General features: G+C 67.9%; 18 protein-coding genes. 10 read left to right on the forward strand and 8 right to left on the reverse strand.

Annotated features, from left to right (window positions below; genetic code table 11):
• Window positions 1–334 precede the first annotated feature (334 nt).
• Window positions 335–3,907: a DUF4020 domain-containing protein gene (locus tag O2W53_RS17640; protein ID WP_269164364.1), complete on the reverse strand. Its 3,573-nt coding sequence runs from the start codon at window positions 3,905–3,907 to the stop codon at window positions 335–337.
• Window positions 3,908–4,346: 439 nt separating this feature from the next.
• Between O2W53_RS17640 and O2W53_RS17645 the strand changes: the two genes are divergently transcribed.
• The 5 genes from O2W53_RS17645 to O2W53_RS17665 all read left to right on the forward strand — a co-directional run bounded on the left by O2W53_RS17645 (window position 4,347) and on the right by O2W53_RS17665 (window position 13,747).
• Window positions 4,347–5,012 (forward strand): hypothetical protein, encoded by a 666-nt coding sequence (locus O2W53_RS17645; protein ID WP_269164365.1) that lies wholly within the window; start codon window positions 4,347–4,349, stop codon window positions 5,010–5,012.
• A 170-nt stretch (window positions 5,013–5,182) separates the two neighbouring features.
• Entirely contained in the window at window positions 5,183–5,815 is a 633-nt protein-coding gene (locus O2W53_RS17650; RefSeq protein WP_269164366.1) for a hypothetical protein, read from the forward strand.
• A 588-nt stretch (window positions 5,816–6,403) separates the two neighbouring features.
• Entirely contained in the window at window positions 6,404–8,569 is a 2,166-nt protein-coding gene (locus O2W53_RS17655) for a tellurite resistance TerB family protein (RefSeq protein ID WP_269164367.1), read from the forward strand.
• Window positions 8,566–9,984: an ATP-binding protein gene (locus O2W53_RS17660; RefSeq protein WP_269164368.1), complete on the forward strand. Its 1,419-nt coding sequence runs from the start codon at window positions 8,566–8,568 to the stop codon at window positions 9,982–9,984. The genes O2W53_RS17655 and O2W53_RS17660 overlap by 4 nt, the downstream gene beginning before the upstream one ends.
• 13 nt (window positions 9,985–9,997) lie before the next feature.
• Window positions 9,998–13,747: a DEAD/DEAH box helicase gene (locus O2W53_RS17665; protein WP_269164369.1), complete on the forward strand. Its 3,750-nt coding sequence runs from the start codon at window positions 9,998–10,000 to the stop codon at window positions 13,745–13,747.
• Window positions 13,748–13,829: 82 nt separating this feature from the next.
• Here O2W53_RS17665 and O2W53_RS17670 read toward each other — a convergent pair whose 3' ends face one another.
• The 5 genes from O2W53_RS17670 to O2W53_RS17685 all read right to left on the reverse strand — a co-directional run bounded on the left by O2W53_RS17670 (window position 13,830) and on the right by O2W53_RS17685 (window position 17,927).
• Window positions 13,830–14,891 (reverse strand): helix-turn-helix domain containing protein, encoded by a 1,062-nt coding sequence (locus tag O2W53_RS17670; RefSeq protein WP_269164370.1) that lies wholly within the window; start codon window positions 14,889–14,891, stop codon window positions 13,830–13,832.
• On the reverse strand, window positions 14,888–15,325 hold the full coding sequence (locus O2W53_RS17675) for a hypothetical protein (protein ID WP_269164371.1): 438 nt from the start codon (window positions 15,323–15,325) through the stop codon (window positions 14,888–14,890). The genes O2W53_RS17670 and O2W53_RS17675 overlap by 4 nt, the downstream gene beginning before the upstream one ends.
• 670 nt (window positions 15,326–15,995) lie before the next feature.
• On the reverse strand, window positions 15,996–17,198 hold the full coding sequence (locus O2W53_RS17680; protein WP_269164372.1) for an IS481 family transposase: 1,203 nt from the start codon (window positions 17,196–17,198) through the stop codon (window positions 15,996–15,998).
• Window positions 17,098–17,757: a helix-turn-helix domain-containing protein gene (locus O2W53_RS23955; RefSeq protein ID WP_442929287.1), complete on the reverse strand. Its 660-nt coding sequence runs from the start codon at window positions 17,755–17,757 to the stop codon at window positions 17,098–17,100. The genes O2W53_RS17680 and O2W53_RS23955 overlap by 101 nt, the downstream gene beginning before the upstream one ends.
• Window positions 17,754–17,927, reverse strand: a complete 174-nt coding sequence (locus tag O2W53_RS17685; RefSeq protein ID WP_269164373.1) for a hypothetical protein — start codon at window positions 17,925–17,927, stop codon at window positions 17,754–17,756. Before O2W53_RS17685 ends, O2W53_RS23955 begins: the two co-directional genes overlap by 4 nt.
• 28 nt (window positions 17,928–17,955) lie before the next feature.
• Between O2W53_RS17685 and O2W53_RS23960 the strand changes: the two genes are divergently transcribed.
• The 5 genes from O2W53_RS23960 to O2W53_RS17705 all read left to right on the forward strand — a co-directional run bounded on the left by O2W53_RS23960 (window position 17,956) and on the right by O2W53_RS17705 (window position 22,726).
• A complete protein-coding gene (locus O2W53_RS23960; RefSeq protein ID WP_442929291.1) occupies window positions 17,956–18,108 on the forward strand; it encodes a hypothetical protein in 153 nt (50 codons plus the stop codon).
• 92 nt (window positions 18,109–18,200) lie between these two features.
• Entirely contained in the window at window positions 18,201–18,794 is a 594-nt protein-coding gene (locus tag O2W53_RS17690; protein ID WP_269164374.1) for a DDE-type integrase/transposase/recombinase, read from the forward strand.
• Window positions 18,769–18,954: a hypothetical protein gene (locus O2W53_RS17695; RefSeq protein WP_269164375.1), complete on the forward strand. Its 186-nt coding sequence runs from the start codon at window positions 18,769–18,771 to the stop codon at window positions 18,952–18,954. The genes O2W53_RS17690 and O2W53_RS17695 overlap by 26 nt, the downstream gene beginning before the upstream one ends.
• A gap of 537 nt (window positions 18,955–19,491) precedes the next feature.
• Window positions 19,492–20,910 (forward strand): purine-cytosine permease family protein, encoded by a 1,419-nt coding sequence (locus O2W53_RS17700; RefSeq protein WP_269164376.1) that lies wholly within the window; start codon window positions 19,492–19,494, stop codon window positions 20,908–20,910.
• A 499-nt stretch (window positions 20,911–21,409) separates the two neighbouring features.
• Window positions 21,410–22,726: an MFS transporter gene (locus tag O2W53_RS17705; protein WP_269164377.1), complete on the forward strand. Its 1,317-nt coding sequence runs from the start codon at window positions 21,410–21,412 to the stop codon at window positions 22,724–22,726.
• 207 nt (window positions 22,727–22,933) lie between these two features.
• On the opposite strand, the gene O2W53_RS17710 is transcribed toward O2W53_RS17705, so the two are convergent.
• A complete protein-coding gene (locus O2W53_RS17710; protein ID WP_269164378.1) occupies window positions 22,934–23,815 on the reverse strand; it encodes an HAD family hydrolase in 882 nt (293 codons plus the stop codon).
• Window positions 23,812–24,306, reverse strand: coding sequence for a Gfo/Idh/MocA family protein (locus O2W53_RS17715; RefSeq protein WP_269164379.1), 495 nt, complete (start codon window positions 24,304–24,306; stop codon window positions 23,812–23,814). Before O2W53_RS17715 ends, O2W53_RS17710 begins: the two co-directional genes overlap by 4 nt.
• Window positions 24,307–24,352 lie beyond the last annotated feature (46 nt).

Genomic DNA, 24,352 nt, shown 5'->3' on the forward strand with positions numbered 1-24,352 from the left:
CTCCGACAAGTGCCCAGACAAATAATGAATGCTGCACGACTCTCCCCACGTCAGCATCGCGCGACCAAGCACCTCCCGCGTGGGCGCTCAGCTCCTGTGGTCAAACTTTACGGGACGGCGCCAACAGGACTGGCGTGTGCGCGTCCATGGCCAAGGCGTCTACGCAGGCATCAAGCGGCGGTCGACGGGAGATGGCGATGCCCTGAAGCGTTACTGGCGATGCGGTCCGACGAGCGGGCCCGACCCGGAGGTGTCCCGTGCAGCCGATTAGGAAGGCGCTACGCGGACGTCGGGCCATGTTTCCCAGTGCTGAGATGTAAGACGCTCAGGCCGGTCACCAGTCGGGTGCGTCGGTGCAGCCGAGTCGCATTGCCTCCTCGATCAGGGCGGAAAAATCTTGAGGGGGTTCCGCCTGCTTGAGAGCGTTCGCGATCTTGGGTAGGTAGTAATTGATGTCCCAGGACGGCTGGGGCGTGCCGCGAAGCAAGTGGGTGACAAAGTCCGTCCAAGTGGCCGCGTCGGCGGCGAGGTCTTCATCGGCCAATCGGTGCAGCAAGAAGTTCGCTTGTGTGAATCGCGCCCCTGATCGCTTGACCAAGTCGACCGCTTCGACACGCTGCTTCGGCAGGGCGAGAACCCATTGCGCCATCTCTGACGCTTCTTCGACCGTCAGCGGCAAGGGGATCGACTCGACACGACCGGTCCAGTACTCGCGCAGCCAGCGGGTCCACTGCTGGTCGGTCTCCTCGCTGTCGAGGTCGGATAGCCGCGCGGCAACCCGGCTGGCCCAAGCCTCCCGAAGTTCCACCGGGGCGGTTGCGATTAGGGCGGGGAGCCACGACCCGGGCGCGGTCGAGGTAAACATCGCGACGAGGGCGAGGTGGTCTGCAAGTTGGGTTCGCGACCGCTCTCGACCGAGCTCGTCGGTGTGCCGGCAGGACTGCAGATAGAGATTGAGCAGGCCAGCTTCAAGGAGTCCGTCGTCGGGACGACCTTGGGCTAAAAAGCCCTGCCATACCGCGGGTGCATCGGTTGGGTGAGTGTCCCAGTCGAATAGGGGAAGTAGGCGTATGCGCGTCCACTGGGGATCAGCCGCGAAGTAGAAGCGCAGGTTTGACCCGAGGATGGTGCGGGCTAGTAGACCGTTGCGGCCTTGGGCCTCGACCATGAGGTCCAGGTGGCCAATTAGATCAGCCGGAAGCCCCGACCAGTCATCTGGGGCTGAGCGCCATTCGAGTTGAACAACCTTGGTCCAGAATTGGGCGAGGTCGCCGGCCGGATGGTTCATGGCTTCCAGAATGAGATCATCACTCTCGACGATATTTCCGATGACCGTCTCGGTGGGCCACAGGCTCGCTGCGAGTTCGCGCGCCGACTCATACCGATGCCATGCAGTCGGGCGTCCGTCGCGCCCGCCGTTGGCGAGCATCCGCGCTGCGTGACCCCTGACGGTGTCGACCTCCCAGGCGCCGATCATCTCGATCACGCCCGCGATCTGGTTATCGTCGAGTTCGGCGTCAGCCCAAGCGTCGATCACCGCCCAGCGCAGGTCGCGGTCTTCTGCACCGAAGTGACGAGCCAAGAGCAGACCGTCCGCTGGGTACTTGGTGGCCAGTGCGCGGACGGAGTTGACCGCGCCCCGCCATGTCGGTCCGGTGGTCTGAAAGTTGTTGACGGCCTGGAAGGTGCGAATTTCCTCGAGCGTCGCTTCTTCGTCGCTTTCGATCCTCGTGTGAAGCTCGTCGGCGGTGAAAGGCTCGGCGTCCTCGACAACGCCCCCTGTCATGACCATGCCCAGGTCGGGGTGCTCGCGGGGCCGGTACTGGGGGTGCTCGGCCTGGGCCTGGGTGAAGGCTTCCATGATGGCCGGCACCTCCGGGGCCGTTCGAGCGAGCCAAGCAAGGAGGTTGTACCGGCGGTAGGGGGAGGGTTCTTCGTCGTTCACCGGTGGTGGGCCGGCCATGACGGCGTCTAGGAGGTCTTCGACCGCGTCAGATGCGGCGCCCGGGACTACCTTCTCTAGCAGCAGGAAGACTTCGTGCTGGGTGTCAAGATCATAAAGCAGGTTGTGTTGGCATACCCAGCGCACCTTCTCGTCCTGATGGCGGTCGTCACGCACCCTCCACCCATGGACCGCCAACCTGCGGAATAGTGCCTCGTTCGCCTCGATCCACACGTCGAGTTGGGCGACTGCTGCTGGCGGGTCGTTGAGGAGGAGGCGCTCGACGCAGTCGCGTGCGGCGTCGACGAGGAGGTCCATGGAGTCTCGAATGTCGTCTTGTTCGTGCGGCTCGATGGCTGATCGGCCGAAGCTCAGTGTGTCCGTCCGTGCATCTGGACGCATCGACCGCCGCATTTGGTATGCAAGTCGGATGTGGCCGCTGACCAGGGTCAGGAGTGCGTGAGCGTGGGCGTCGAGGATGGGTAGAAACACCTCGGTCCAGGCGGACGTCAGCCAGTACTCTTCGCCGACGAGATCAATGTCGAAGCTGGGGGCGGCCGCATTCCCCAGATCGAATCCAGATGTCAGGATCGGCCGGGTGCGATGCTGCAAGAGCAGCAATGCAACGTCCGGTCTCTCGCGCCAGCTCTCCTTTGCGAGGAGCATGTCGAGCAGGCCATTTCTACTGACAGGGGCCTGCTGAAGGACTAGCAGAAGCCACGGTGTCTGCCAGGCGGGCATGACGCCGTCTTGAGCGAACAGCCGATGCGTGATGTTCGCCTGCGTCGCCCGCGACCACTCCCGGTCGCGCATGATGCGCAGCGCTGCAGGCGAGCTTTCCTCCACAGTCACGAAGTGGTCGGCGACCCAAGAGGTAAGGGCCTGAGTCACGGCCTGGTTCGGCTCGTCGGTCCCCTCCGTCTTCACGAATAGCCGGCCGAACTCCGGGCGCGTGGCTACCCACGAGAGCCACTCGGGGCCGCGCGCCATCTCGACGAAGTATTGGACCCGCTCAGGGTCGCCGAGAGACTCCTCGAGGTAGGAGCTCTCTTCGGGGGTGAGCACGCGTTCAGGTGAGGCTGAGCCTTCGTTGTTGGCGTCCGGTGGTTCGTCGCCGAGGCTGGCCGGCTGCCCTGTGCTGACGAGGTCGGCGATCAGGCGACGGTGCTCAGTTCGTCCGAGCGTTGCCAGCTGAGCCCACCGTTCCAGCGTCTCGGAGAGCGCGACGTGAGAGTTCTCGGGTGCCGCGTAGGCGAGGGGGGTCAGGCCGTAAGTCTTCCACTCGGGCAGGTCCTCGAGGTGCGTAAGCACGAATCGGGCACCCTCACGGCCGAGCGAGCGGCCGAGGTACTGCATGACTACATCTCCGTAGCTGTAGCCGATGAACAGGACGGTGAAGGCCGAGAACATGCGGTCCAGGAAGCGCGCTGCCCATGCTTGGCGGAGGTAGGCGTTCCCGAAGTCGGTGTCCGTGACGATTAGGTGACGGGTGTCTTGGCCCAGCGCACCATGCAGGTGGACGATGCCCACAAAGTCGTCGCCGACTGGCAGTGCCGGTGCGCGGAACACCTCAACGTCGAGCCCAGCGGCCTCGGCAGCACTGGTCAGGTGCCGGTCATAGTTCGTCGTCACGATCCGAACGGGCGGGCGAGCCCGCGCCAAGTCGATGATTGCGCGGTGAAGTCGGTTCGGGCGCGAGTCGGGTTGGTCGATCGCTTTGGCGACTAGGTCGTGGACCTGGATGCCGCGATCATCGAGGTTGCCGAGAAACCTGTCGAGTCGTTCAAGATCCGTTTCAGTTGGGGGAGTGCCGGCGCGAGCGCCGACCTCCCTCACTAGGCTTCTAAAATTCGGCAGGTTGGCGGGCGGGTCCACTGACGCCCCAGCGCCGACGAAGATGACGAGGCGACCAGCGCGAGCCGCATCGATGAGCTCCGTCGGTACGTTGACGTCGCTGATCCACACGGCGCGACTGTAGCGCCGTCAAGCGAGAGTGAAAGTGCCTGGCCCGCGCGCCCTGCATGCGCCGCGCAGACCGGGCCGCAGGCACTCCCTAGGCACCCAATACGACGGACAAGCGTAATGACTCCCTAGATGGAGCACAGATCAACAAGCCGCTGAGATGGATTCGCGCCGACGCAGCCTGACCCGCAGCACGGGCTCGACCGCATGAGTGCGGGGAGCAGAGGGGCCCCGTCGAAGACCGAGCTGCCGGTCATTGGCCTGGGCGGGCTGGTCGCCACCGTGTCGTCGGCACGATGGCGGTTGGGTCCCTGGCGTCTCCTGTCGGGCCGGGCGCTCAGACGACCGCGCGCAGTCGAGGCCCAACTACCGTCCGTCCGTGAGTGGTCTGTGCCAGCACTGACGAAGAGGATCTGTCGGTTCTCATACCTATGGTCATCTCATGCGACGCGCCTATATCTCCCCGCACGTTGAACTGTCAGCGGCTTACCGCCTCGCCAGAGCCTGGGCCGGTAGTGATGACAAGATCACCATCATCGGTTCAACTACAAGTGCGATCGAGGCATCGCCTTGGCTGGCGCAGACCGGCCTGCCCCTCGGCACGACCAGCAACCGCCACAGTCGATACACCGCACAGGCTCATGAGGGCATCGTTATCGCTTGGTGCTTAGACCTGGACGACATCCTCGGCCTTGAGCGTCGCTCCGAACTCAGCGGGCTCGTCGCCGTCCGTGGCCACGAGAGTCACTCTCCATGGATCACTGCCCATGACGCCGAGTTTCTGGCTGGCGAGCCAGTTCCGCGAGTCCCGGAGGCTAGTGCTGCTATCAAGGCCGTGGTCGACGGGATCTCGTTGCTGCCAGTGCTCAATCAGGGACTCATCGACCCTCGAGAGCGATCCATGGCGGTGCAGGCGCTTACGTACATGCGCAACCACGGTCATGCGCTTGTCCCAAGCCAGCTCGCCGTCGAAGCCATCCGTCGTGGATGGCCCGGAACGAGCCCATTGGAATTAGCGGATCTGGCGAAGCAACTCAACGCGGGCAAGCGCCTGCGGTATAGCGAGCGGCTTAACGCAGCCTCGCTCGCGAAGTGGGCCTCGTGCTGAGCGTCGTGCAACGGACGGCCCGCTCTATGGCGGCCTTGTCCCTGGGCCACCCGCGCTGATACGGCGGTTGCGTGTGAGCCGGCGGTGCTCCGAGTCTTCGCTCAACGGTTGTGCGGATGAGTCGGCGAGTGCAGCGTGCTACCAACGCCCAGGTGCCGTAGGAAGACGCCGTGGGTGACGTCCGGGTGCCGGCGCTGGCGACGCTGCTGGCGGCGATCATTGCGGTCGGCGGGTCGGTCTTCGCCGTCTGGCGCAGTGGTCGTCAGCAGGTCAACTTGCAAGCTCGAGAGTTCGAGGATCGACGAGCGAGCCGTCAAGCTCACTGGCAAGAGGAGCGAGACCGCGCTGCTCGGGCGGCCGAGATCGACGCCTGTATTCGCTTCGACGCTGCTCTAGCGATCTCACTGGCCCGGTTGCGGCGGACCGTGGAGTTCGTTGGCCGTCCGCGGTTGCGACGTCGGGTGTTGGGACGCCGGTGGGCGCAAGACTGGCAGCACAACGTCCAGGCGGCGATGGGGGAGTTGGCTTTGCCCATCTCCACGGTGCGACTCAGTGCTCGCCCCATCGTCTGGCAGGCGGTAGACGCTGCCGCGGACGCGTTCGTAGACGCCGCGGCAGCAGTCGGTTCGTTGCCGAAGCTGCCCGAGCCACTGCTGATCGGCCCCTTCGTCACCGCCTGGCGACAGCGAGTCGACACGGCGGTGGGGGAGGTGCAGCAGTCCCGACGCCGCTTAGGCGAGATTCTGGGCGCTCCCTCGTTCGGCACCTCGCAGAATCACAATCCTGCAGAGGGTCAGCGTTAGCCCAGCTTGGTCGGTGGCGCGCCAACGTCGGAAGGCGGTCGGCCGGAGCGTTCGATTAATGGTACCGGCGAAGCATCGTTTACTCATCGAAAACGCACTGGAACGAGCTCATGCCGCCAACGCCAGTCAGCGCAGTCCTTGCTGGTCAGTGCGCCGCTCCATCAAATGCCATCGTTGATCAACTAGTCCAAGATCAATTCGCAGGTTGGCTCGATCGCGAGGCATGGCAGAGCCGGATTCCGCCCGGACGGGTCTCTGCTGAACGTGGATCCGGATCAGCTGAGATATCGGGACCGAGTCCGGGACCGGTGTGAGACCAGTTCCCGAAACGTCACCCCATGCGATCAGCTGATCCCCCACGATGGCGGTTTGGGTGACTAGCCTGCGTTCGTCGCAGACAGTTAGCTCGGCGCGACGGTGGGTTCCACGGTGGACACGGGGGATGCAGTGGGTTTACGGGACTGGTTCAAGCGGAGCGCGCCCTCCGCCGCTCCGGCGGCGCCTCCAGTGGCGCCCCCGGTCCCCGATGTCAGATCGTCGGCACCGCCTCCGATCTCGAATCGTAAGTCGTCTGCACTGCCTTCTTCGGTGGCTGCGGCGCCGAAGTCACCCAGTCCGCCGCCGCCACCGCCGCCGCCGGCAGCGGTCGGCAGGGCTGGCAGGGACGGGTGGGTTCCGCCGGGGGCTGCGGTGAAGGTGAGCTCCCTGACCCTCCCCGGCGGGATGCTGTACGTCGGACGACAGCTGGCAGCCGCCGCCGGCTACGGCCCAGACCCCGCGCTCATCGACCCACGGCTCCCGCTGGACTTCCGCCGTCCCGACTGGGCGGCTGGCAGTGTCGGGTACTGGCCTTCCTACAGCGATCTCACACCCGGAGCGCGCGCCGCGTACCTGACGTGGCTGGCCGACGGCCGACGCGCACCGAACGCCCCGATCAGCTGGCCGTTCCTCTTCTTCTACGGCCTCGAACGTCGGGTGCTCGTTGACGCCGCCGCGGGCCAGGACATCAGCGACGAGATGCCCGCTATCGCCGCCGAGGCTCGGCGACTGCTCGACCTCTACGGTGAGAACGGGTCCTTCCGCGGTTACGCAACACGGTTCCTGCAGCTGCTGGACTTCTACGCGACGAGCACGGGCGACGTCTCTGTTCCTGCGCGCACCGGCAACCCCTGGGACGTCCCGATGGCCCTGCGGGTCGGTTTGGGGGAGCTCGCGGTCGACAGGACACCGGTCTCTGCCGACTGGGCCTTAGCGTGGGCCTACTACCACCCGGAGATCTACCTGCGAACTCCGGCAACCCGCTGTTCGGCCGAGTACGAGGCGCTGTTCCGTGCCAGGTACGGCGAACGCCACGGACCGGGGATCACCATCAGGGCGACAACCACGATGGTGAAGCTCGACTACCACTCGGCTAGTGCAGGTATCGGCCGAGCTGAGCTCTCGACAACGCTGCCCGACGTTCTGACCCAGGCGGGGCCGAGCAAGAAGTTGGCCACGCTCGTGGAGGAGTGCACCGCGGACCTGGAGGCCTACAGTCGCTATCTGGGACGCAATCCTGACGCGCGCGGGACGCTGCCGGCGGCCGCACTCTTGCCGCCAGAACTCGTGGACAGCGCCGGCGGCGACGACCTGGCCCGCTTGGACTCGTTCGTCAACGGCGTTCTCGACGGGCAGGCCAGCATGGTCGTTGACGCTGGCGAGCTGCTCTCTTTCTGGCCGCTGGTGACACCGGGCAAGGTGGCAAAGGCTGAGGCTGTCACGCTGGCACAGCTGCTGAGCGCCCGCGGGATCGGCTTGGAACCCGACGTCCGCCACGGCGGGCCGGTGCCGGACCCTGCCGGGGTTGTGGTGCTGTTCCGCGCCGAACCTGGCCAGCCCATCTCTCCAAGTCCCGAGTACCAGGCCGCGGCTCTGTTGATGCACCTCGCGTCCGCAGTCAGCGCGGCCGACGGGCATGTGTCGGATGCGGAGGTCTCCCACCTCGTGGCGCACCTCGAGGCCGCCATGGGATTTGCTGCCGCCGAACGCGCCCGGCTGCAGGCCCACCTGCGCTGGCTGTCGGCTAGTCCGGTAAAGCTGACCGGGCTCACCAAGCGGCTTGCCGCACTGGACCAGGAGCAGCGCGAAAACGTCGGGGACTTCCTCACCACCGTCGCGGCCACTGACGGGCATGTGAGCCCCGAGGAGATCAAGATCTTGACGAAGATCTTCAAGTTGCTCGGATTGGATCCTGCGTCGGTCTACAGCCGTGTGCACGCGGCAACGACCGGTGGAATCACCGCTGCAGTCGCGCCCGTGACGGTTAGGTCCTCCTCGCGGGGCGCGCATGCCTACGCCATTCCACCGGCTCCGGCTGCCCGACCCGACCCCGGCGTACCCCGCGATCCGGCTACGCCCGTGCAGCTCGACGCAGCGACGGTCGCAGCCAAGCTCGCCGAGACTTCGGCGGTCACCGCGCTGCTCGGCTCCATCTTCACCGACGAGGAACCGCCACCGCCGTCGCTGCCCGCCACGACGGGGCCCTCCATCGCGGGCCTCGACGCTGCCCACTCGACGCTGCTGGCGGTGCTCGCTGGCCGGGGAAGCTGGGCCCGCGCGGAGCTCGAAGCCGAGTGCGCCGGTCTGGGGCTGCTGCCCGACGGCGCCGTCGACACCTTGAACGAAGCCGCCTACGAGCGGGTCGGTGACCCGCTCGTCGACGGCGATGACCCCATCACGATCGACCCTGTCGTAGCCCAGGAGATGCAGGCATGACCAGCATGACCCCAGCCAGTCCCGTGGGCACGACGATCCGGCCGCGGGAGCGTGACGCGATCCTGCAGGCGCTGCGCGCTGGCGTGGTCCCACGTGTCGGCCAGCAGCACGTGCAGGTCGGCCGGGCCGAGGAGGTCAAAGCCCTGCTGAGTGACGTCGACCGGATCGCCGACGGCGGCTCCGCCTTCCGTTTAGCCATCGGTGAGTACGGCTCTGGGAAGACCTTCTTCCTGAACCTGGTGCGGTCGATCGCGATGGAACGCAAGCTGGTCACGGTGCACGCCGACCTTTCACCTGACCGGCGGCTGCACGCCACCGGCGGTCAGGCCCGGTCCCTGTACAGCGAGTTGATGCGCAACATCGCCACCCGTGCGAAGCCCGACGGTGGGGCCATGGGCAGCATCGTCGAACGGTTCATCACCGCCGCGCTCACCGAGGCGCGAGAAACCGGGACAACGCCGGACGCCGTCATCCGCACCCGGCTGGCATCGCTGTCGGAGTTGACCGGTGGGTACGACTTCGCCGAAGTCATCGGCGCGTACTGGCGCGGGCACGACACCGGCAACGAGCAGCTCAAGACCGACGCGGTGCGCTGGCTGCGCGGCGAGTTCAGCACCCGAACCGACGCCAGGGCGGCGCTCGGCGTACGCACCATCGTCGACGACGCCAACTTCTACGACCAGCTCAAACTGCTGGCCAGGTTCGTCGTGATGGCCGGCTTCGGCGGTCTGCTGGTGTGCCTGGACGAGATGGTCAACCTGTACAAGCTGGCGAACACGCAAGCCCGCAACGCCAACTACGAGCAGATCCTGCGCATCCTCAACGACAGCCTGCAGGGAACCGCCGCCCACCTCGGATTCATCCTGGGTGGAACCCCGGACTTCTTGCTCGACACCCGGCGTGGCCTGTACTCCTATGCGGCGTTGCAGTCGCGCCTGGCCGAGAACACCTACGCCACAGGTGGCCTCGTCGACTACTCCGGCCCCGTCCTGCGCTTGGCGAACCTGACGCCCGAGGACTTCTACTTGCTCTTGACCCGCTTGCGGCATGTCTTCGCCGGCGGGGATGCGAACGCCTATCTGGTTCCTGACGACGCCTTGACGGCCTTCATGACCCACTGCTCCAGCCGCATCGGCGACGCGTACTTCCGGACGCCGCGAACCACCATCAAAGAGTTCGTGAACCTGCTTGCCGTACTCGAGCAGAACCCGGGAACTGACTGGGCGCCGCTGGTCGGCGCGGTGAACCTCGTGGCCGAATCCAATCCCGATCTCGCGCCACTGGCCGAGGAAGACGGCTCCGCGCGCCCGTACGCCGCTGACGGCTCAGCCGACCAGATCGAGCCGGGGGCTGGGTCGAGCTCCGCGTCCGCGTCGTCACCGGAAGACGACGATCTCGCGACCTTCAGGCTGTGATGGGCCGCTGCGCATGACTGACTCAGCGGGTGAGGCCGCAAGCCATCAGTCGTCGGCCTTCGTTGAACTGCACCCGCGCATCCAACGATGGATCTGGGAGCAGAACTGGACCGAGCTGCGCGACGCGCAGGAACGCGCCGTCCGCCCGATTCTCGCCGGCGATCGGGACGTGATCATTTCTGCGGCGACGGCCGCCGGGAAGACCGAGGCTGCGTTCCTCCCGATCTGCTCGAGCCTGTTGGTCGCGCGAGAAAGCGCGGTTGACGCGCGTAGGCAGAGTGGCGCGCGCTCGGAGCAGCAGCGTGCGGCATCCGGTGTGCAGGCGCTGTACGTGAGCCCCCTCAAGGCGCTCATCAACGACCAGTACGGCCGGCTCGACGCCCTCTGCGAGCACTTGGACATGCCGGTCCATCGCTGGCACGGGGACGTTCCCGGATCACGCAAGGCGAAGGTGCTCAGTGATCCCGACGGGATCCTGCTCATCACGCCGGAATCCCTGGAGGCGCTCCTCGTCATTCACGGCCCCAAGGTCGCGAAGATCCTGGGCGGACTGCGCTACGTCGTCATCGACGAGATGCACTCGTTCCTCGGAACCGAACGAGGTATGCAGCTGCAGTCGCTCCTGCATCGGGTAGAGCTGGCCGTGCGCCGGCGCGTGCCCAGGATTGGGCTGTCAGCGACCCTCGGCGACATGGACGGTGCGGCGGCGTACTTGCGCCCCGGCGCCGGGGCACGCGTCACCCGGATCACCTCAGTCGACGACACCCACGAACTGAAGCTGCAGTTGCGCGGCTACGAGGCGCTGCCGCCGCAGCTCTCGGCACGCCAAGCGGAGCATGTGGAGGCCAGCGGCCGCGACGTGGAAGCCGAGGAGGTGACCGAGGGGCACCAGCTGGCGATCGCCGATCACCTCTACCGGACGCTGCGCGGGACCGACAACCTCGTCTTCGCCAACTCGCGACGGGAAGTGGAGATCTACGCGGACCTGCTCCAGCGACGGTCCGAGCGCGAACACGTCCCGAACGAGTTCATCCCGCACCACGGAAGCCTCTCCAGAGAACTGCGCGAGTTTGCCGAATCCCGGCTGAAGGACCGAGAGACTCCAGTCAGTGCGGTCTGCACGTCCACACTGGAGATGGGAATCGACATCGGCTCTGTCACCTCCATCGCACAGCTAGGTGCGCCCCAGTCGGTGGCGAGCATGCGGCAGCGGCTGGGCCGGTCGGGCCGTCGCGGTGGCTCCGCCACGATGAGGCTGTACGTCACCGAGCCGCAGGTAGGCCCGCAAACACCGCCGTCCGACGCGTTGCGCACCGAACTCGTCCAGAGCATCGCCATGGTCAACTTGCTGCTCGATCGGTGGAACGAGGCGCCGAACTCGGGCGGACTCCACCTGTCCACGCTCGTTCAGCAGCTGCTGTCGTTGATCGCTCAGCACGGTGGGGTGACACCACTCGAGGCATATCGGGTGCTGTGCGAAACCGGCCCTTTCGCCAGCGTCTCCCGGGACACGTTCAAACAGCTGCTGCGTGCACTTGCGGATGAGCGAGTTGACCTGCTCATGCAGGCTTCTGACGGGCTGCTGCTGCACGGGCAAGCCGGCGAGCGCCTGGTCAACCACTACTCGTTCTATGCGGCCTTTCGCACCGGTGAGGAGTACCGCCTCATCGCCAGTGGTCGCACGCTCGGGACCTTGCCGATCGACTATCCGTTGATGCCCGGGTCCCTCCTCATCTTCGGCGGGCGACGCTGGAAGGTGCTGGCGGTCGACGCACACGAGAAGGTCGTCGAACTGATCCGGTCCTCTGGAGGGCGGCCACCGACATTCGCCGGCGCCGGCGCAGCTGTCGCTGACCGGATCCGCCAAGAGATGCGGCGTGTGTACCTGAGTGCTGAGGTGCCGGCCTACTTGGACGCGACGGCGGCCCAGTTGCTCACCGAGGGCCGTCACAACTTCGTCCGGTACGGGCTCGGGGCGGACCCGTTGCTGACCAATGGCGCTGACACGTTGATCTTCCCGTGGCGCGGTGATCGCATCTGCTCGACGCTCACGGTCGCCTTGACTGCTGCGGGCATCGAGGTGGCCCAAGACGGCGTCTGCTTGACCTTGAGCAACTGCACGCGAGAGCAGGCCCTGAGCCGCCTCGCCGAGCTGGTCGAGCAGGGCGCCCCTGACCCAGCCTTGCTAGCTGCCAGGGTCGACAACAAGATCGTCGAGAAGTTCGACGAGCAGCTCAGTGAGGAGCTGCTCAATGAGGGCTTCGCCGCACGCAGCCTCGACGTCGAAGGCGCCTGGAAGGCCGCACGCCAGCTACTGCACGAGGCTCGAGACGTCGCCGCCGATCGGCCGGACGACGCACGCAGCACCTCAGCAGCGGCGCCATCGTCGGCGCCGGCCGCCAACGTGTCGGCGCCCGACGTATCCACCCGACCCGCCGCGGCGGAGGCGTCCCGCCTGGCCCCGACGACATCGGCCGCTGGAACCGGTCGGCGACCGCACGGCCGCCCGGAGCTCGGCACCACCCCTTTCGCTGTGGTGGACGTGGAGACGACCGGCTTCTCCCCGCGGCTACGTGACCGGATCGTCGAGATCGCGATCGTCCGGACCGCACCGGACGGCACCGTTGAGGACTCCTGGTCGACGTTGCTGAATCCGCAGCGCGACCTCGGCCCGACGCACGTGCACGGAATCCGCGGGGCCGATGTTCTGGACGCGCCCCGGTTCCTGGACGTGGCTGGGGATGTCGCCGACAGGTTGGACGGGGCCGTCGTGGTCGCCCACAACGCCCGCTTCGATCTCGGGTTCGTGTCATCGGAGTTCACGCGTCTGGGGGCGGCGCCCCCCACCTGGCCAGCGCTGTGCACCCTCGCGCTGTCGTATCGGTTGGGAGCGTTGGGTGGTGGCCGGCTGGCCGACTGCCTGACGGCGGAGTCGCTCACCCACCCGGGCGAACACACGGCATTGGGGGATGCGACCGCGACAGCCGAACTGCTGGCCGTCTACCTGCGGCGCGCCGGCGGGGGCACGCTGGCCGACCTTGGCTGCGTGCCCGACGTATGGCCCGAGGCGCTGAGCTGGTCCGTGTGGCCGATCGGCGGCCCGGTGCGACCCCGCTCGTCGCGATCTAGGCCGGAGGCCTCGCCACTGGTCACGCTGATCCGGCATCTTCCCGCGCACAGCCTAGGAAGCGCGACGCAGCCAGCCGACACCGCGGCATACCTCGATGTGCTGTCCCGGGCGCTGGAGGACCGGCGTTTGGACTCAGCGGAGGTGCGCACCCTTGCCGACACAGCCCGGGCCTGGGGGCTCTCGCGCTCGGACGTGCACCGAGCTCACATGAACTACCTGGAGGCGCTGGCCCTGACGGCGCTCGGAGACGGTGTGGTCACCGACCTGGAGGCCGAGGACCTTGCGGACGTAGCGGCTGCACTCGGGTTCGGAGTCGGTGAGATCGCTGCCGCCCTGCACGCAGCACGAGCCCGGACTCCCAGCCGAAGTCAGGACGACGATCTCCGCGGGCTAGGCGTGTGTTTCACCGGCGCCTTCCAGACGCGCATCCAGGGACAGCCCATCACTCGCGACCAGGCACACACACTGGCACGAGCAGCAGGCCTGATCGTGCATGAACGCGTCACGAAAACGCTCGACGTGCTCGTCACCGCCGACCCTCAATCACTGTCAGAGAAGGCGGAGAAGGCGCGCTCCTACGGAACTCGGATCATGACCGAACCCAACTTCTGGCGCGCGATAGGCCTGACCTGATGCCGAGGCGGCTGGGCACTCGCGAGTTCGCGTGACAAGGGCCGCTGAAGATCGCCCTTTTCGTCGGCCGTGGCCGTTCGAGTTATCTCGAACTGAGGGGGCCGCGGTGTCGCGAGACGGTGCGCTTAGTCGTGGCCAGCTGTGCGGCGATGTCTCGGAGCGACCGGCCGCGCTCGGTGAGGCGGTGGACGACCTGGGTCTGTTCAGCGGGGGTCAGCCCGGCGTACTGGATGCCGTCGCCGGCCATGGCGCGTTCGACGGCGATCTCGTCGACGTCGTCCGTCGGGAGCCGAGGGGCATCCGATCGCGGCGGAGCGTCGGTATCGATGTCGTCCCACGCCATCGGTGGCAGCCATCCCCGCGCGACGGCGTGAGCCTGAGAGGCTTCTGCAGCTGCGCACTGCCTGCGGGTGGCTCGCGGTGGCGGGGTGTTCTCCAGCCGCTCATACAGCGCGGCGACGTCCCGGGCGGTGCGAGCGGTGACCGACGGGCTGGTCATGCTGCGCTGCAGACTGCTCGTGCGGCGATCGAGCTCGGCTGCCAACAGCTCGGGGGACCAGCCGATGGCGGCAAGGGCCTGCAGCCGACGACGGGTTCCGGTTGCGTCGAATCGGCTGTGCGGGGCTCGGTGCTCGTCGGAGATGCTGACGATCAAAATGCGGGCGGCGGTGCTGAGGTGGATCCGTCGGGTGACGGGGGAGTGGCCGCGGTCGGAAGCAGCCAGCGTCCGGATGTGGCTGACGGACACGCCAGTGAGCTCGGCGATGCGCTCGACTCCGATCCCGGCTGCCCGCAGTGCGACGAGGTGGTCGTGGACCGGGCCGGCGTCGGTGAGCGGCGGTCGCCGTCCGTAGGCGCGTTCCCGGTTGGCGGCGCGCGAGGCCGCGGTGTTGGCAGCGGTGCACGCCGTGCACCGGCACCGGTCCTTGACATAGGCGGCCCTGGTGCCGTGGGAGTGCCGGCGCCCTGCATGGCTGCACTCTCGTGTCGTGCGTTTGCCGGCACGGTCCGCGCGTCGGGCAGCCCGTTCCAGAGCCAGCCGGTGCTTGGCGCAGGAGTGTCGAGGATGGTGCGCATCGGCCAGCGGTGCGCTGGCGTAGTCGGCGGTGTAGCCGCAGCTGGCGCAGGTCCGAGTGATCCTCATCGCCAGCGTGGATGCCGGGGTAACACTGGGGGGCGGCTGTCCTCTGGGATCCGGCCGGGAACGCTGGCTCGGAGCAGTACGTCGTCGATCCAGTCGGTGCGGATCGTGCCGGCGTCCCCGATGTGCTCGTCGAACGCCATCGCGGTGAGCCGGGAGGCGATGGCCGACCACGTGGGGTCGGACAGTGACCGTTCCAGGTGGGCCTCGACGGTGTGGCGATCGACGTAGGCGACGCTCGCTTCGAGCAGGCCAGCCAGGTCGGTCAGCAGCCGGTACGTGTCGCCGTTGTAGGCGCTGACCAGGACCACGCACAGCCGATGGCGGTCGGCCGCTGCGTCGAGCTCCTTGAGGTCGGCTACGAGGGGCTGCGACGGATCGCTCGACGTGATGGTCGAGACGTCCTGCGGAATCGCCTCGTGGGCGTGGCTCGGCATCGGCGCTCCTCCCGGCAACTGGTGCTCGCGTCGGGAGCAGGCGCCGGGGGACTTCGGGTAGTGACACCTCGACCAGGGAGGCCTCGGTCGCCGTCGGGGTTTGGCGCTGCTGCGCGTAGCCGACAGTGGGCGGCGACGCGTCAGCGAAGGCCGGATGTGAGTAGCGGACGACAGGCTGACCGGCGCGTTCAGTGCGTCCGAGGAGGACTCGATGTGGCACTGCCATACCTGTGGCAGCGGCCGATCGCGCGGGTCGGCTGTCCGGGCTGGACTGAGCCGTGCGGCCGCCGCAGTGCTTACAACTTGCTACTGGTGTCGGTCTCAGCCGGCGCGTTGGGTGACGAACGGGTCAGTACGCTCCTGGCCGCGCTGAGCGGCTCGCGGGTGCCGCATCAGCAACTTTCTAGGTGCTCGACCGGCTCGCGCAGCGGTCGGCGCCCCGGGCTCGTTTGACCACCATTTGAGTCCGTCCGCCCTCGTCCCGGGTAGTTCGCCGCGGACCGACCAAGCGGCTGACCAGCACAAACGGACGTTGGCGAACTGGAGCGGACCCCCCCCGCCGACGACTGGGGGTCAAGGGGTCGCAGGTTCAAATCCTGTCAGCCCGACAGTGTGATGTCTCAGGACATACCGGACGCCCGGACCCACGGATTGTGGGTTCGGGCGTCTGTCAGTTGCGGGTGGGGCCGGGTGGTCGGCCGGTGGGCTGGTAGTCGCGGGTGGGGTCGATGGTGAGCTCGCGGAGGAGTTCGCCGGTGGCGGCGTCGATGACGCGCACGTGCAGGTCCTGGACGAGCAGCAGGACTTGGGTTCCGGCGTGGGTTCGGCCGACGCCGATGTGGTGGAGGCGGCCGGCCAGTCGGAGGGTGACGCAGCCGGTGGAGTCGATGCGGTCGGTGCGGACCCGGTCGTGGGTGTCGCGGTTGCGGTCGGCGCCGGGTGCGGCTTTCGGCCGCGCGGTGTAGGCGGTGGCCGGGGTGGCCCGGCGGGGCAGGGACCGGTGCGGGCGGTGGCAGTTGTAGGTGTCGACGAAGACGTCGATGAGGGCCTGCAGGTCGGCGATCGTGCCGGGCTGGATGGGCTGGGCGCGCAGCCAGTTCTTCAGCGTCTGCTGGAAGCGTTCGACCTTGCCGCAGGTGGTGGGGTGGTTGGGTCGGGAGTTCTTCTGCGTGATGCCCAGCCGGCGTAGTTCGTGTTCGAGGTGGTTGCGGCCGCCGCGGCCGCCGGCGAAGCGGGTGGTGTAGACGGTGCCGTTGTCGGTGAGCGTCGATGCCGGGTAGCCGTGCAGGTCGGCGGCTTGGCGGAAGGTGTTGAGCACGATCGGTCCGGTGATCCGGGTGTGGGCGGTGACGTGCAGCGCCAGTCGGGAGTGGTCGTCGAGCCAGGTGATGATCTCGGTGTCGGCGCCTGGGGTGCCGTCGGGGGTGGCCAGCCGGTAGTGGGTGAAGTCCGATTGCCAGGTCTCGTTGGGTTGCTCGGCGGCGAAGCGGATGTAGGAGGACTTGGGCCGCTTGGCGGGTTCGTGGGTGACCGCGCCGGCGCGGGTGAGGATCCGGTGGATGGTGGCCCGCGCGAGGCTGGTCTGGTGGTGATGGGTCAGGTGCCAGCCGATGGTGTCCGCGCCGGCGTCCAACCCTGACTCGGCCAGCTGCTTGCGTAGTCCCAGCACCAGCTCGACCGTGGCCGGGGCGGTGGCACCCGGTGAGCTGCGTGGCCGCCGGGAGCGGGGCTCGAAGGCGGCGTCGCCTTCGGCCCGGTAGCGGGCCAGCAGCTCATAGAGCCAGGACTTGGAGACGCCGTAGGTCTCGATGACCTCGGCCGGGCTCCGGCCCTCCACCTCGATCGCCGTGATGACCAGCCGCGCCTTCGACATGGTCGACCCTCAGCCGAGGGTCCGGCATGACCTGCGACATCAGTCCGGCATGTCGTGAGACACCTGTCCGGGATGTCCTGATCCAGGACACTGTCAGCCCGACAGAGTGATGGCAGGGCAGGGGCCGTTCCCGGAGCACTCCGGGGCGGCCCCGACTGCTGTCGCGGGGCGCTTGACCACCATTCTGACCACCGTGAGGCCGACCCTTGCTCGCGAAGGCGGCACCGAGGACATCCACAGCGCCGCGTGACAGGTCGGGTGCGACGTGGCGGTGGACGTCGCCGTTGATGGCGATGGAGGAGTGGGCGAGGGTCTCGCCTGCCGACCCGTCTCGCGTGAAGAACCCCCCGTGGGACGCCACGGCCGAGACGGAGCCCGTGCCCTGCGCCAGGGCGTCGTGAGCGCGATCCAGCCGCACCTGCTGCAGGCACTGCATCGGGCTGATCTGATGCCGCTCCTGGAAGGCGTACTGCAGGCTGCGTGCACTCACTCCGGACGGCTTGGCCAGGTCACCCACCGTGAAGCCGCGGTCGGGAGCCCGCTCGATCTCATCGATCACCCGGTGAGCACGCTCTGGGGCGCGGGTTCCTGCGCGTCGGTGGCGAGTTGCTCGGAACAGGAGTGCGCCTGCGACAGCAGCAGGCCGGAGATCAGGCTGCGCTCGAGCAGCTCTGGGTGGTGCAGGTGCATCGGGCTGCCCGTCGACATCGAGATCTGGCCGTCCGGCACGCTCTTCCGCGCCGGAGAGACTCTCCGTCTGGTCGTTCAGGGCCACGACCTGCACGTCTACCCCGTGAACGCCTTCGCTCAGCGACACCCGTGCACAGTGAACGCTGGCCGGCACGTCCTGTACACCGGAGGGCGGCGCGACTCTCACCTGCTCGTTCCGGTGATTCCCGAGGGCGACTGACGATCTCGGCGTCCTGCTCCCCGCGGGACTGCTGCGACTTCGGTTGACAGCCGAGGGCATCCCGGTGCGGCTGACCTGCGGGAGTTGGCCACTTGACCCAGGCCCACCAGGCCTGGACTGCTGCTCCGGTCAACCAGCGCGATCTGGAGGACGCCTACCTCATCGACGCCCTCATCGACGCCCACGGCGGCGGCCCGGAGTTCGGCTACCGGTTCCTCGCAGACGAAGTCGCCGGCGCCGGACTGGTCGCCGGTGAACGTCGCATCTGGCGACCGTGCTCGGAGCAGGGGCTCTGGTCGACCACGGTGCGCAGGGGCTGGCGAGGTGCGGGCAAGGGCTCTGGCCCGGCTGTACACGACGACCACGTGCAGCGGAACGTCACTGCTCAGCGCCCCGATCAGGTCTGGGGCACCGACATCACCGAACGCCCCACCGCCGAGGGCAGGGTCTACCGCTGCGCGATGAAGGACCCGTTCAGCAACCGCAGCGTCGGCCACGCGATCGACGAAGGGATGACCGCCCAGCTGGCCGTCACCGCGCTACGGACGGCGGTCGCAGGGCGCCAGCCGCGGGGCCTGGTGATGGTGTGCAGCGATCCCGGATCCCAGTTGCGAGCAAGATCGTTCCGCGCCGTCCTGAGCCGCATGCCGGCAGGGGACCATGGGACGCGTCGCCTCTGCGGGTGACAACGACGCGATCGAGTCCCGGCACGCGCTGCTGCAGGAGAACGTCCTGGACCGCCGGCGCTGGCGCACCCGCGACGAGCTCCACGCCGCGATCGTGTTCTGGACCGAACCCGCCTACAACCGTCGCCGGCGCCAGCGTGCCCTCGGTAAGCCCCATTAGTCGAGTTCAGACTCGCCTTCACCACTCAGGCCGCTATCCAGGCACGATCAGTCTCGACCACCGTCAATCGAAGATGCAGCAGCTGCCTGCTGGTCGGCGTCGCTCCGATCCCGGCGTCCTCGGGCAGGACGGTGCGCTACCGGATCAGCCGCTCTGGTGGCCGGCAGCTCGACCGAGCCTGTGACCCGTCGTCCTGGTCCGCCTGCAACGGGATGGACGCACCCGCGCCTGCGCCGGCCGGAGCCGCGCCGAAGGCAGGACCGACCGCGCGACCAAGGGCTACATCGCTCGCGAGCTCGACGAGTTCCCCTGATGGGGCGCTGATGCGTGAGCGGTCACAGGGAGCTGAATCATCTCCGTCGATCCCGCTCAACGGGTTTCTGAACTTTACAGATCGCAGAGTCACCCACCACGATCCTCGACGTCATGCCGCGAGTTCGTCCCTGGCCCCACCTGCTGGAGCGGTCTCCCCACCCGCGGTCGATGGGCCGAACACGAAGCACCTTGTCCGGACAATGATGTCGAGAAGGGCCTTCCATGACCACTGAACCGGCGGCCACTGCACCGCTCGTCCAATTCGAGACCCGGCACATCATGCCGATCCCCGAGGACGAGCGTAATGGCTCCGTACGATCCCTCTTCTCGATCTGGGTCGGCATCAACATGCTGCCGCTCACCGTCGTGACCGGGGCCATCGCGACCGGCAGCTTCGGTCTCTCGATCTGGTGGAGCATCGTCGCCATCCTGACCGGCAACGTGATCGGAGCATTCGGCTCGGCGCTCCACGCGTCACAGGGCCCGCAACTCGGCGTACCGCAGATGCTCCAGGCGCGCGCCCAGTTCGGCTTCTACGGCGGGAGTCTGCTCGCGTTCATCGCGCTGTTGATGTTCCTGGGGTTCTTCGCCAGCATCCTCGTCGTCGCGAAGGACAGCCTCCTGGCGGTCTTCCCCGAGCTCAACCCGCGCGTGGTCATCATCGTCTTCGCCGTGGTCGGCATCGCGATCGCTGCGTACGGCTACGACCTGGTGCGCAAGGCGATGGCGGTCCTGTCGGTGATCATCGCTGTCGTCGTCATCATCGCCATGGTCATGCTCTGGTTCGAGCCGAGCGTGACGGGAGCCAACCCGGATGCCGGCTTCACCGTCGCGGGGTTCTTCGGGATGCTCGCGATCGGGGTGGTGTGGCAGCTCGCCTACGCGCCCTACGTCTCCGACTACTCCCGCTACCTCCCGAAGGACACCGGGGTCAGGCCGGCGTTCTGGGCCACCTACCTCGGTCTGGTGCTGAGCTCGGTGTTCGTCATGATCCTCGGTGTGCTCCTCGGGTCGGTCGACCCGAGCAACCCGCTCGGCGCGATGGCGTCGGTGCTCGGGCCGATCGGCACGGTGGGGCTGCTGATCTTCGCCCTCAGCGCGGCGATGATCAACGCGGCGGAGCTGTACTCGGGCGTCATGTGTGCGCTGACCGGCATCAACTCCACGTTCAGCCGGGTGGTCGTCACGTCCCGGACCAGGGTGCTGACGACGCTGGTCTGCGGCGCCATCGCAACGGCCGCAGCGCTCGCCGGCGAGAGTGACTTCGTCACGATGTTCCAGAACTTCGTCACGATCCTGCTGTACGTCCTCATCCCGTGGTCGGCGATCAACCTCATGGACTACTTCGTCATCCGCAAGGGCCACTACGCCATCGAGGAGCTCTTCCAGCGGGACGGTGGCCGCTACGGCCGCTGGAACGTGATCGGGTTGTCGACGTACGCCATCGGACTGGTCGTCCAGATCCCGTTCATGGTGACGCCCATGTACACCGGCCCGCTCGCCGAGCCGCTGGGGTTCATCGACGTGGCGTGGATCGTCGGGTTCGTCGTGAGCGGTGCCGTGTACCTGGTGCTCACCCGCACGCTCGGCACGCGGGGGTCCGTGGACCACGGGGAGACGGCGGTCGTCGGCGATCGCTGAGCCCGAGGCCGCTCGACTGCGGTGGGCGGCGCGGGGCGCGGGGCGTTCGCCCGTGGTGCGGCCGCCAGCTCCTGGGCGGTGAGGCGGGCAGGTCGCCGGAGGCAGCGAGCCGGACGACCTGCCTGCCGCACATCGGAAGCGCAGATGCGCACCAGCGAGAGATGCTGTTGGACAGTGTGTGCTGCTTGTCACATCATTGATCGAGCGGCCGAACAGGCCCCCGGCCCCGGATCGGGAGGTCGGCGCACCACGCTCGGCTCGGCCGGCGCCGAGGGGTCAACGGTCTCCTCGCCGCCGGTACCACGGGGTCGGGCGGCGCTTCGTCGACCGTGCCTCGCTCTCTTCTCGCGGTCCGCCCGTCGCTGAGGCCTAAACCGAGCGGCCGCCCGCTCAGCAGTCCGTTGTCGCACATCGATCCGTCGTGTGCCCGTCAACCGTCACGCCGCCCGTCGGCTGGTCGCGGGCCGAGAACACGACCTAGTTCAAAGGGGACCAAGACATGACCAGAGCCGACACCACCCCGGCGGATGTCCAGAAGGGACTGCGCACGAGCCTGATCGCCGGCTCGATCGGTGTGTTCGTCCACTGGTTCGACTGGGCCATCTACGCATACCTCGCCACGACCATCGCCGAGATCTTCTTCCCGAGCCGGGACGGGAGCGCCGACCTGCTGTCGGTCTTCGCCGTCTTCGCCGTCGCGTTCTTCGTGCGTCCGCTCGGATCCGTGCTCTTCGGGTACATCGGCGACCGGTACGGCCGGAAGATCACCCTGTCGATCGTCATCATCTCGATGGCCGCCGGCACGCTCATGCTCGGGTTGCTGCCGTCCTACGACTCGGTGGGCATCCTCGCCCCGGTCCTCCTCGTCGTGGCCCGGGTCATCCAGGGTCTCGCGGCGGGCGGCGAGTTCGGGTCGGCGGCCGCGTTCCTGGCCGAGTACTCCCCGCCGAAGCGCCGCGGCTTCGGGTGCTCGTGGATCGAGTTCGGGTCGGTGCTGGGGTTCCTGGCGGCGTCCTTCGTGGTGTTCCTGCTCAACGTCGTGCTCACCGACGAGCAGATCCTCGCCTGGGGATGGCGGGTGCCCTTCCTGATCACGGTGCCGCTGGCCTTCGTCGGTCTGTACATCCGGCGTCGGATCGAGGACACCCCGGAGTTCCTGGCGCTCGAACGCCTTGAGACCGTGTCGAAGCAGCCGGTGCGTGAGGTGTTCCGCCGGAACGGGAAGCAGTTCGCGCAGACGGTCGGCATCGAGACCTTCATGAACAGCACCTTCTACGTGGTGCTGGTGTACCTGCTCACCTACCAGGAGGAGATCGTCGGGCTGTCCTCGACCGACGCCGCGCTGCTGTCGACCATCGCCTCGCTGATCGCGATCGCGCTCATCCCGCTCTCCGGTCACGTCTCCGACCGGGTCGGGCGCAAACCGGTGCTCAACACGGCCGCGGTGCTGCTGATCGTCGGGGCCGTCCCACTGTTCCTGCTCATGCAGCAGGGCAGCCTCCCCGCCGGCCTGGTCTCGACCTTCGGGCTGGCGGCCATCCTGGCCATCATCTTGGGCACCCACGCCTCTACCGTCGCGGAGCTGTTCCCGACCCGCACCCGGCAGAGCGGCCTGTCCATGGCCTACAGCGTCGCCGGTGCGTTCTTCGCCGGCACGATCCCCTACATCAGCACCTACCTCATCGACCGCACGGGCAACGACCTCGTGCCTGCCTTCATCCTCGTGGTGGTCGGGCTCGTCGGCTTCCTCACCCTGCGGACGATGCCGGAGACCCGGGGGCGCGAGCTCCTGCACGAGAGCGACAAGCACGCCTGACGGTCAATCCGGCCTGACCCGATCGCCGGGACGCGGGCGCGGGACGTCCAGCGCCCGCGTCCCTCCGGTACCGGTGTCGGGTGACCCGGTGGTCACCGGCCGTGTTGCCCCACGAGTGGACCTCGACCAGGGCACCTGTTCCGATCGGCGCCTCGACGATTCCAGGTGGAGCCGTGTCCGGCTGACCGGAGCGGCCGGCCGGCGGCGTCAGGCCCGGCGGCGCAGGTCGCTGCCGTTCCGGGGGCCGTCGATCAGCCCCACCGCGGCGAACCCCCTGGCCAGACCGTCGTCGTCGATCGCCGTCGTCATGTGCGGGGTGGCGGAAAGGGCCAGCGGGTGGCTGCCGCCCATCGCCACCGCGGTTCCGACGAAGGCGAACATGGAGACGTCGTTGGGGCCGTCACCAAAGGCCACGGAGTCAGCGGGCGACCCGCCGACGTGGTCCAGCAGCACCCGGATGCCTGCTGCCTTGGTGACGCCCAGCGGGCTGATCTCACCGGCAGCCGGAGGCAGACCGGAGATCGAGCCGGCCACCACCTCGGCTCGTCCGTCGAGGAAGCCGGCCACCTCGGCCACCGGTGCCGTGGAACCGAAGAACGACACCTTGTTGACCCCGTGGGCACCGGCCGCCTCCAACACCTCGCCGGGGACGTCGCTCCGCCCGCCCAGCGGTGACGTGGAGACGGGCACGCCCAGCCGCTCGCTGACCAGGTCGACCACCCTCGTCGTCGCGTAGGTGCCGCCGTTGGTCTCCAGGAAGTGCTCGGCGCCCACGCCGTCCAGGTGCCGGACGACGTCCCGCAGGAGGTCCGGGGGGAACGTCAGATGACGGAGGACCCTCCCGGACGGCGACCGCACGAACCCGCCCGAGGACGCGATGAGCCCGTCGAACCCGATCTCCAGGGCGTGGTCGGGGATCTCCGGGAGAGACCTCCCCGTGCAGAGGAGCACCGGGTGGCCCGCCGATCGGGCGGCCTCGATCGCTGCGACGGCGCTGGCCGGGATCTGGCCGGCGGCGTCCATCAACGTCCCGTCCAGGTCGATGAACACGGGGCGGGGTCGCGCCGCGGGCGTGCGGTCCGCGGTCATCGAAGCCCTCCGGCGTCCTGCTGGCGGATCCGGTCGACGAGCCGCAACGCGTCCCGCGTCGTGCCGTGCTCGGGGACGCTCGTCCGCCCGGTCCGCACGAGGTGCACGAACCTCTCGATCTGCGGGACCAGGGTGTGCGATTCCGCGTCGACCGCGAACGGGTCCACGGAGCCGTCGGCGCCGGTGAGGACCAGCGCGCGGGGACTGGCCACGTGGTCCACGGACAGCGATCCCAGCTCCCCCCGGATCTCGCTGGGTGACGACGACGAGGTGATCTTCGACCAGCTCAGGTCGGCGACGAACCCGGGGTACAGCGCGAGAGCAGCACCCGCTCCGTCGGCACCGGTCGGCACGGGGATCGAGCAGCTGGTCACCGTGAGCGGCGACCCGAACAACGCCACCAGGACGTGGGCGCAGTACACACCCAGGTCCAGCAGGGCCCCGCCGGCCATCTGCGGGTCGAAGACGTTGACGGTCCGTCCCGCCAGCACGTCGTCGTGTCCCGACGGTGCTGGTGGCCGGCGGGGGGTGGGGCGG

This window comes from Modestobacter sp. VKM Ac-2978 (assembly GCF_026968025.1).
GTDB lineage: Bacteria > Actinomycetota > Actinomycetes > Mycobacteriales > Geodermatophilaceae > Modestobacter.

Excerpts from the sequence above, each read along its gene's own strand:
- O2W53_RS17670 (WP_269164370.1), bottom strand. The coding sequence starts at position 14,891 with ATGAGGATCACTCGGACCTGCGCCAGCTGCGGCTACACCGCCGACTAC.
- O2W53_RS17680 (WP_269164372.1), bottom strand. The coding sequence starts at position 17,198 with ATGTCGAAGGCGCGGCTGGTCATCACGGCGATCGAGGTGGAGGGCCGG.
- O2W53_RS17695 (WP_269164375.1), top strand. The coding sequence starts at position 18,769 with ATGGGACGCGTCGCCTCTGCGGGTGACAACGACGCGATCGAGTCCCGG.
- O2W53_RS17710 (WP_269164378.1), bottom strand. The coding sequence starts at position 23,815 with ATGACCGCGGACCGCACGCCCGCGGCGCGACCCCGCCCCGTGTTCATC.
- O2W53_RS17660 (WP_269164368.1), top strand. The coding sequence starts at position 8,566 with ATGACCAGCATGACCCCAGCCAGTCCCGTGGGCACGACGATCCGGCCG.
- O2W53_RS17705 (WP_269164377.1), top strand. The coding sequence starts at position 21,410 with ATGACCAGAGCCGACACCACCCCGGCGGATGTCCAGAAGGGACTGCGC.
- O2W53_RS17675 (WP_269164371.1), bottom strand. The coding sequence starts at position 15,325 with ATGCCGAGCCACGCCCACGAGGCGATTCCGCAGGACGTCTCGACCATC.
- O2W53_RS17645 (WP_269164365.1), top strand. The coding sequence starts at position 4,347 with ATGCGACGCGCCTATATCTCCCCGCACGTTGAACTGTCAGCGGCTTAC.
- O2W53_RS17700 (WP_269164376.1), top strand. The coding sequence starts at position 19,492 with ATGACCACTGAACCGGCGGCCACTGCACCGCTCGTCCAATTCGAGACC.
- O2W53_RS17665 (WP_269164369.1), top strand. The coding sequence starts at position 9,998 with ATGACTGACTCAGCGGGTGAGGCCGCAAGCCATCAGTCGTCGGCCTTC.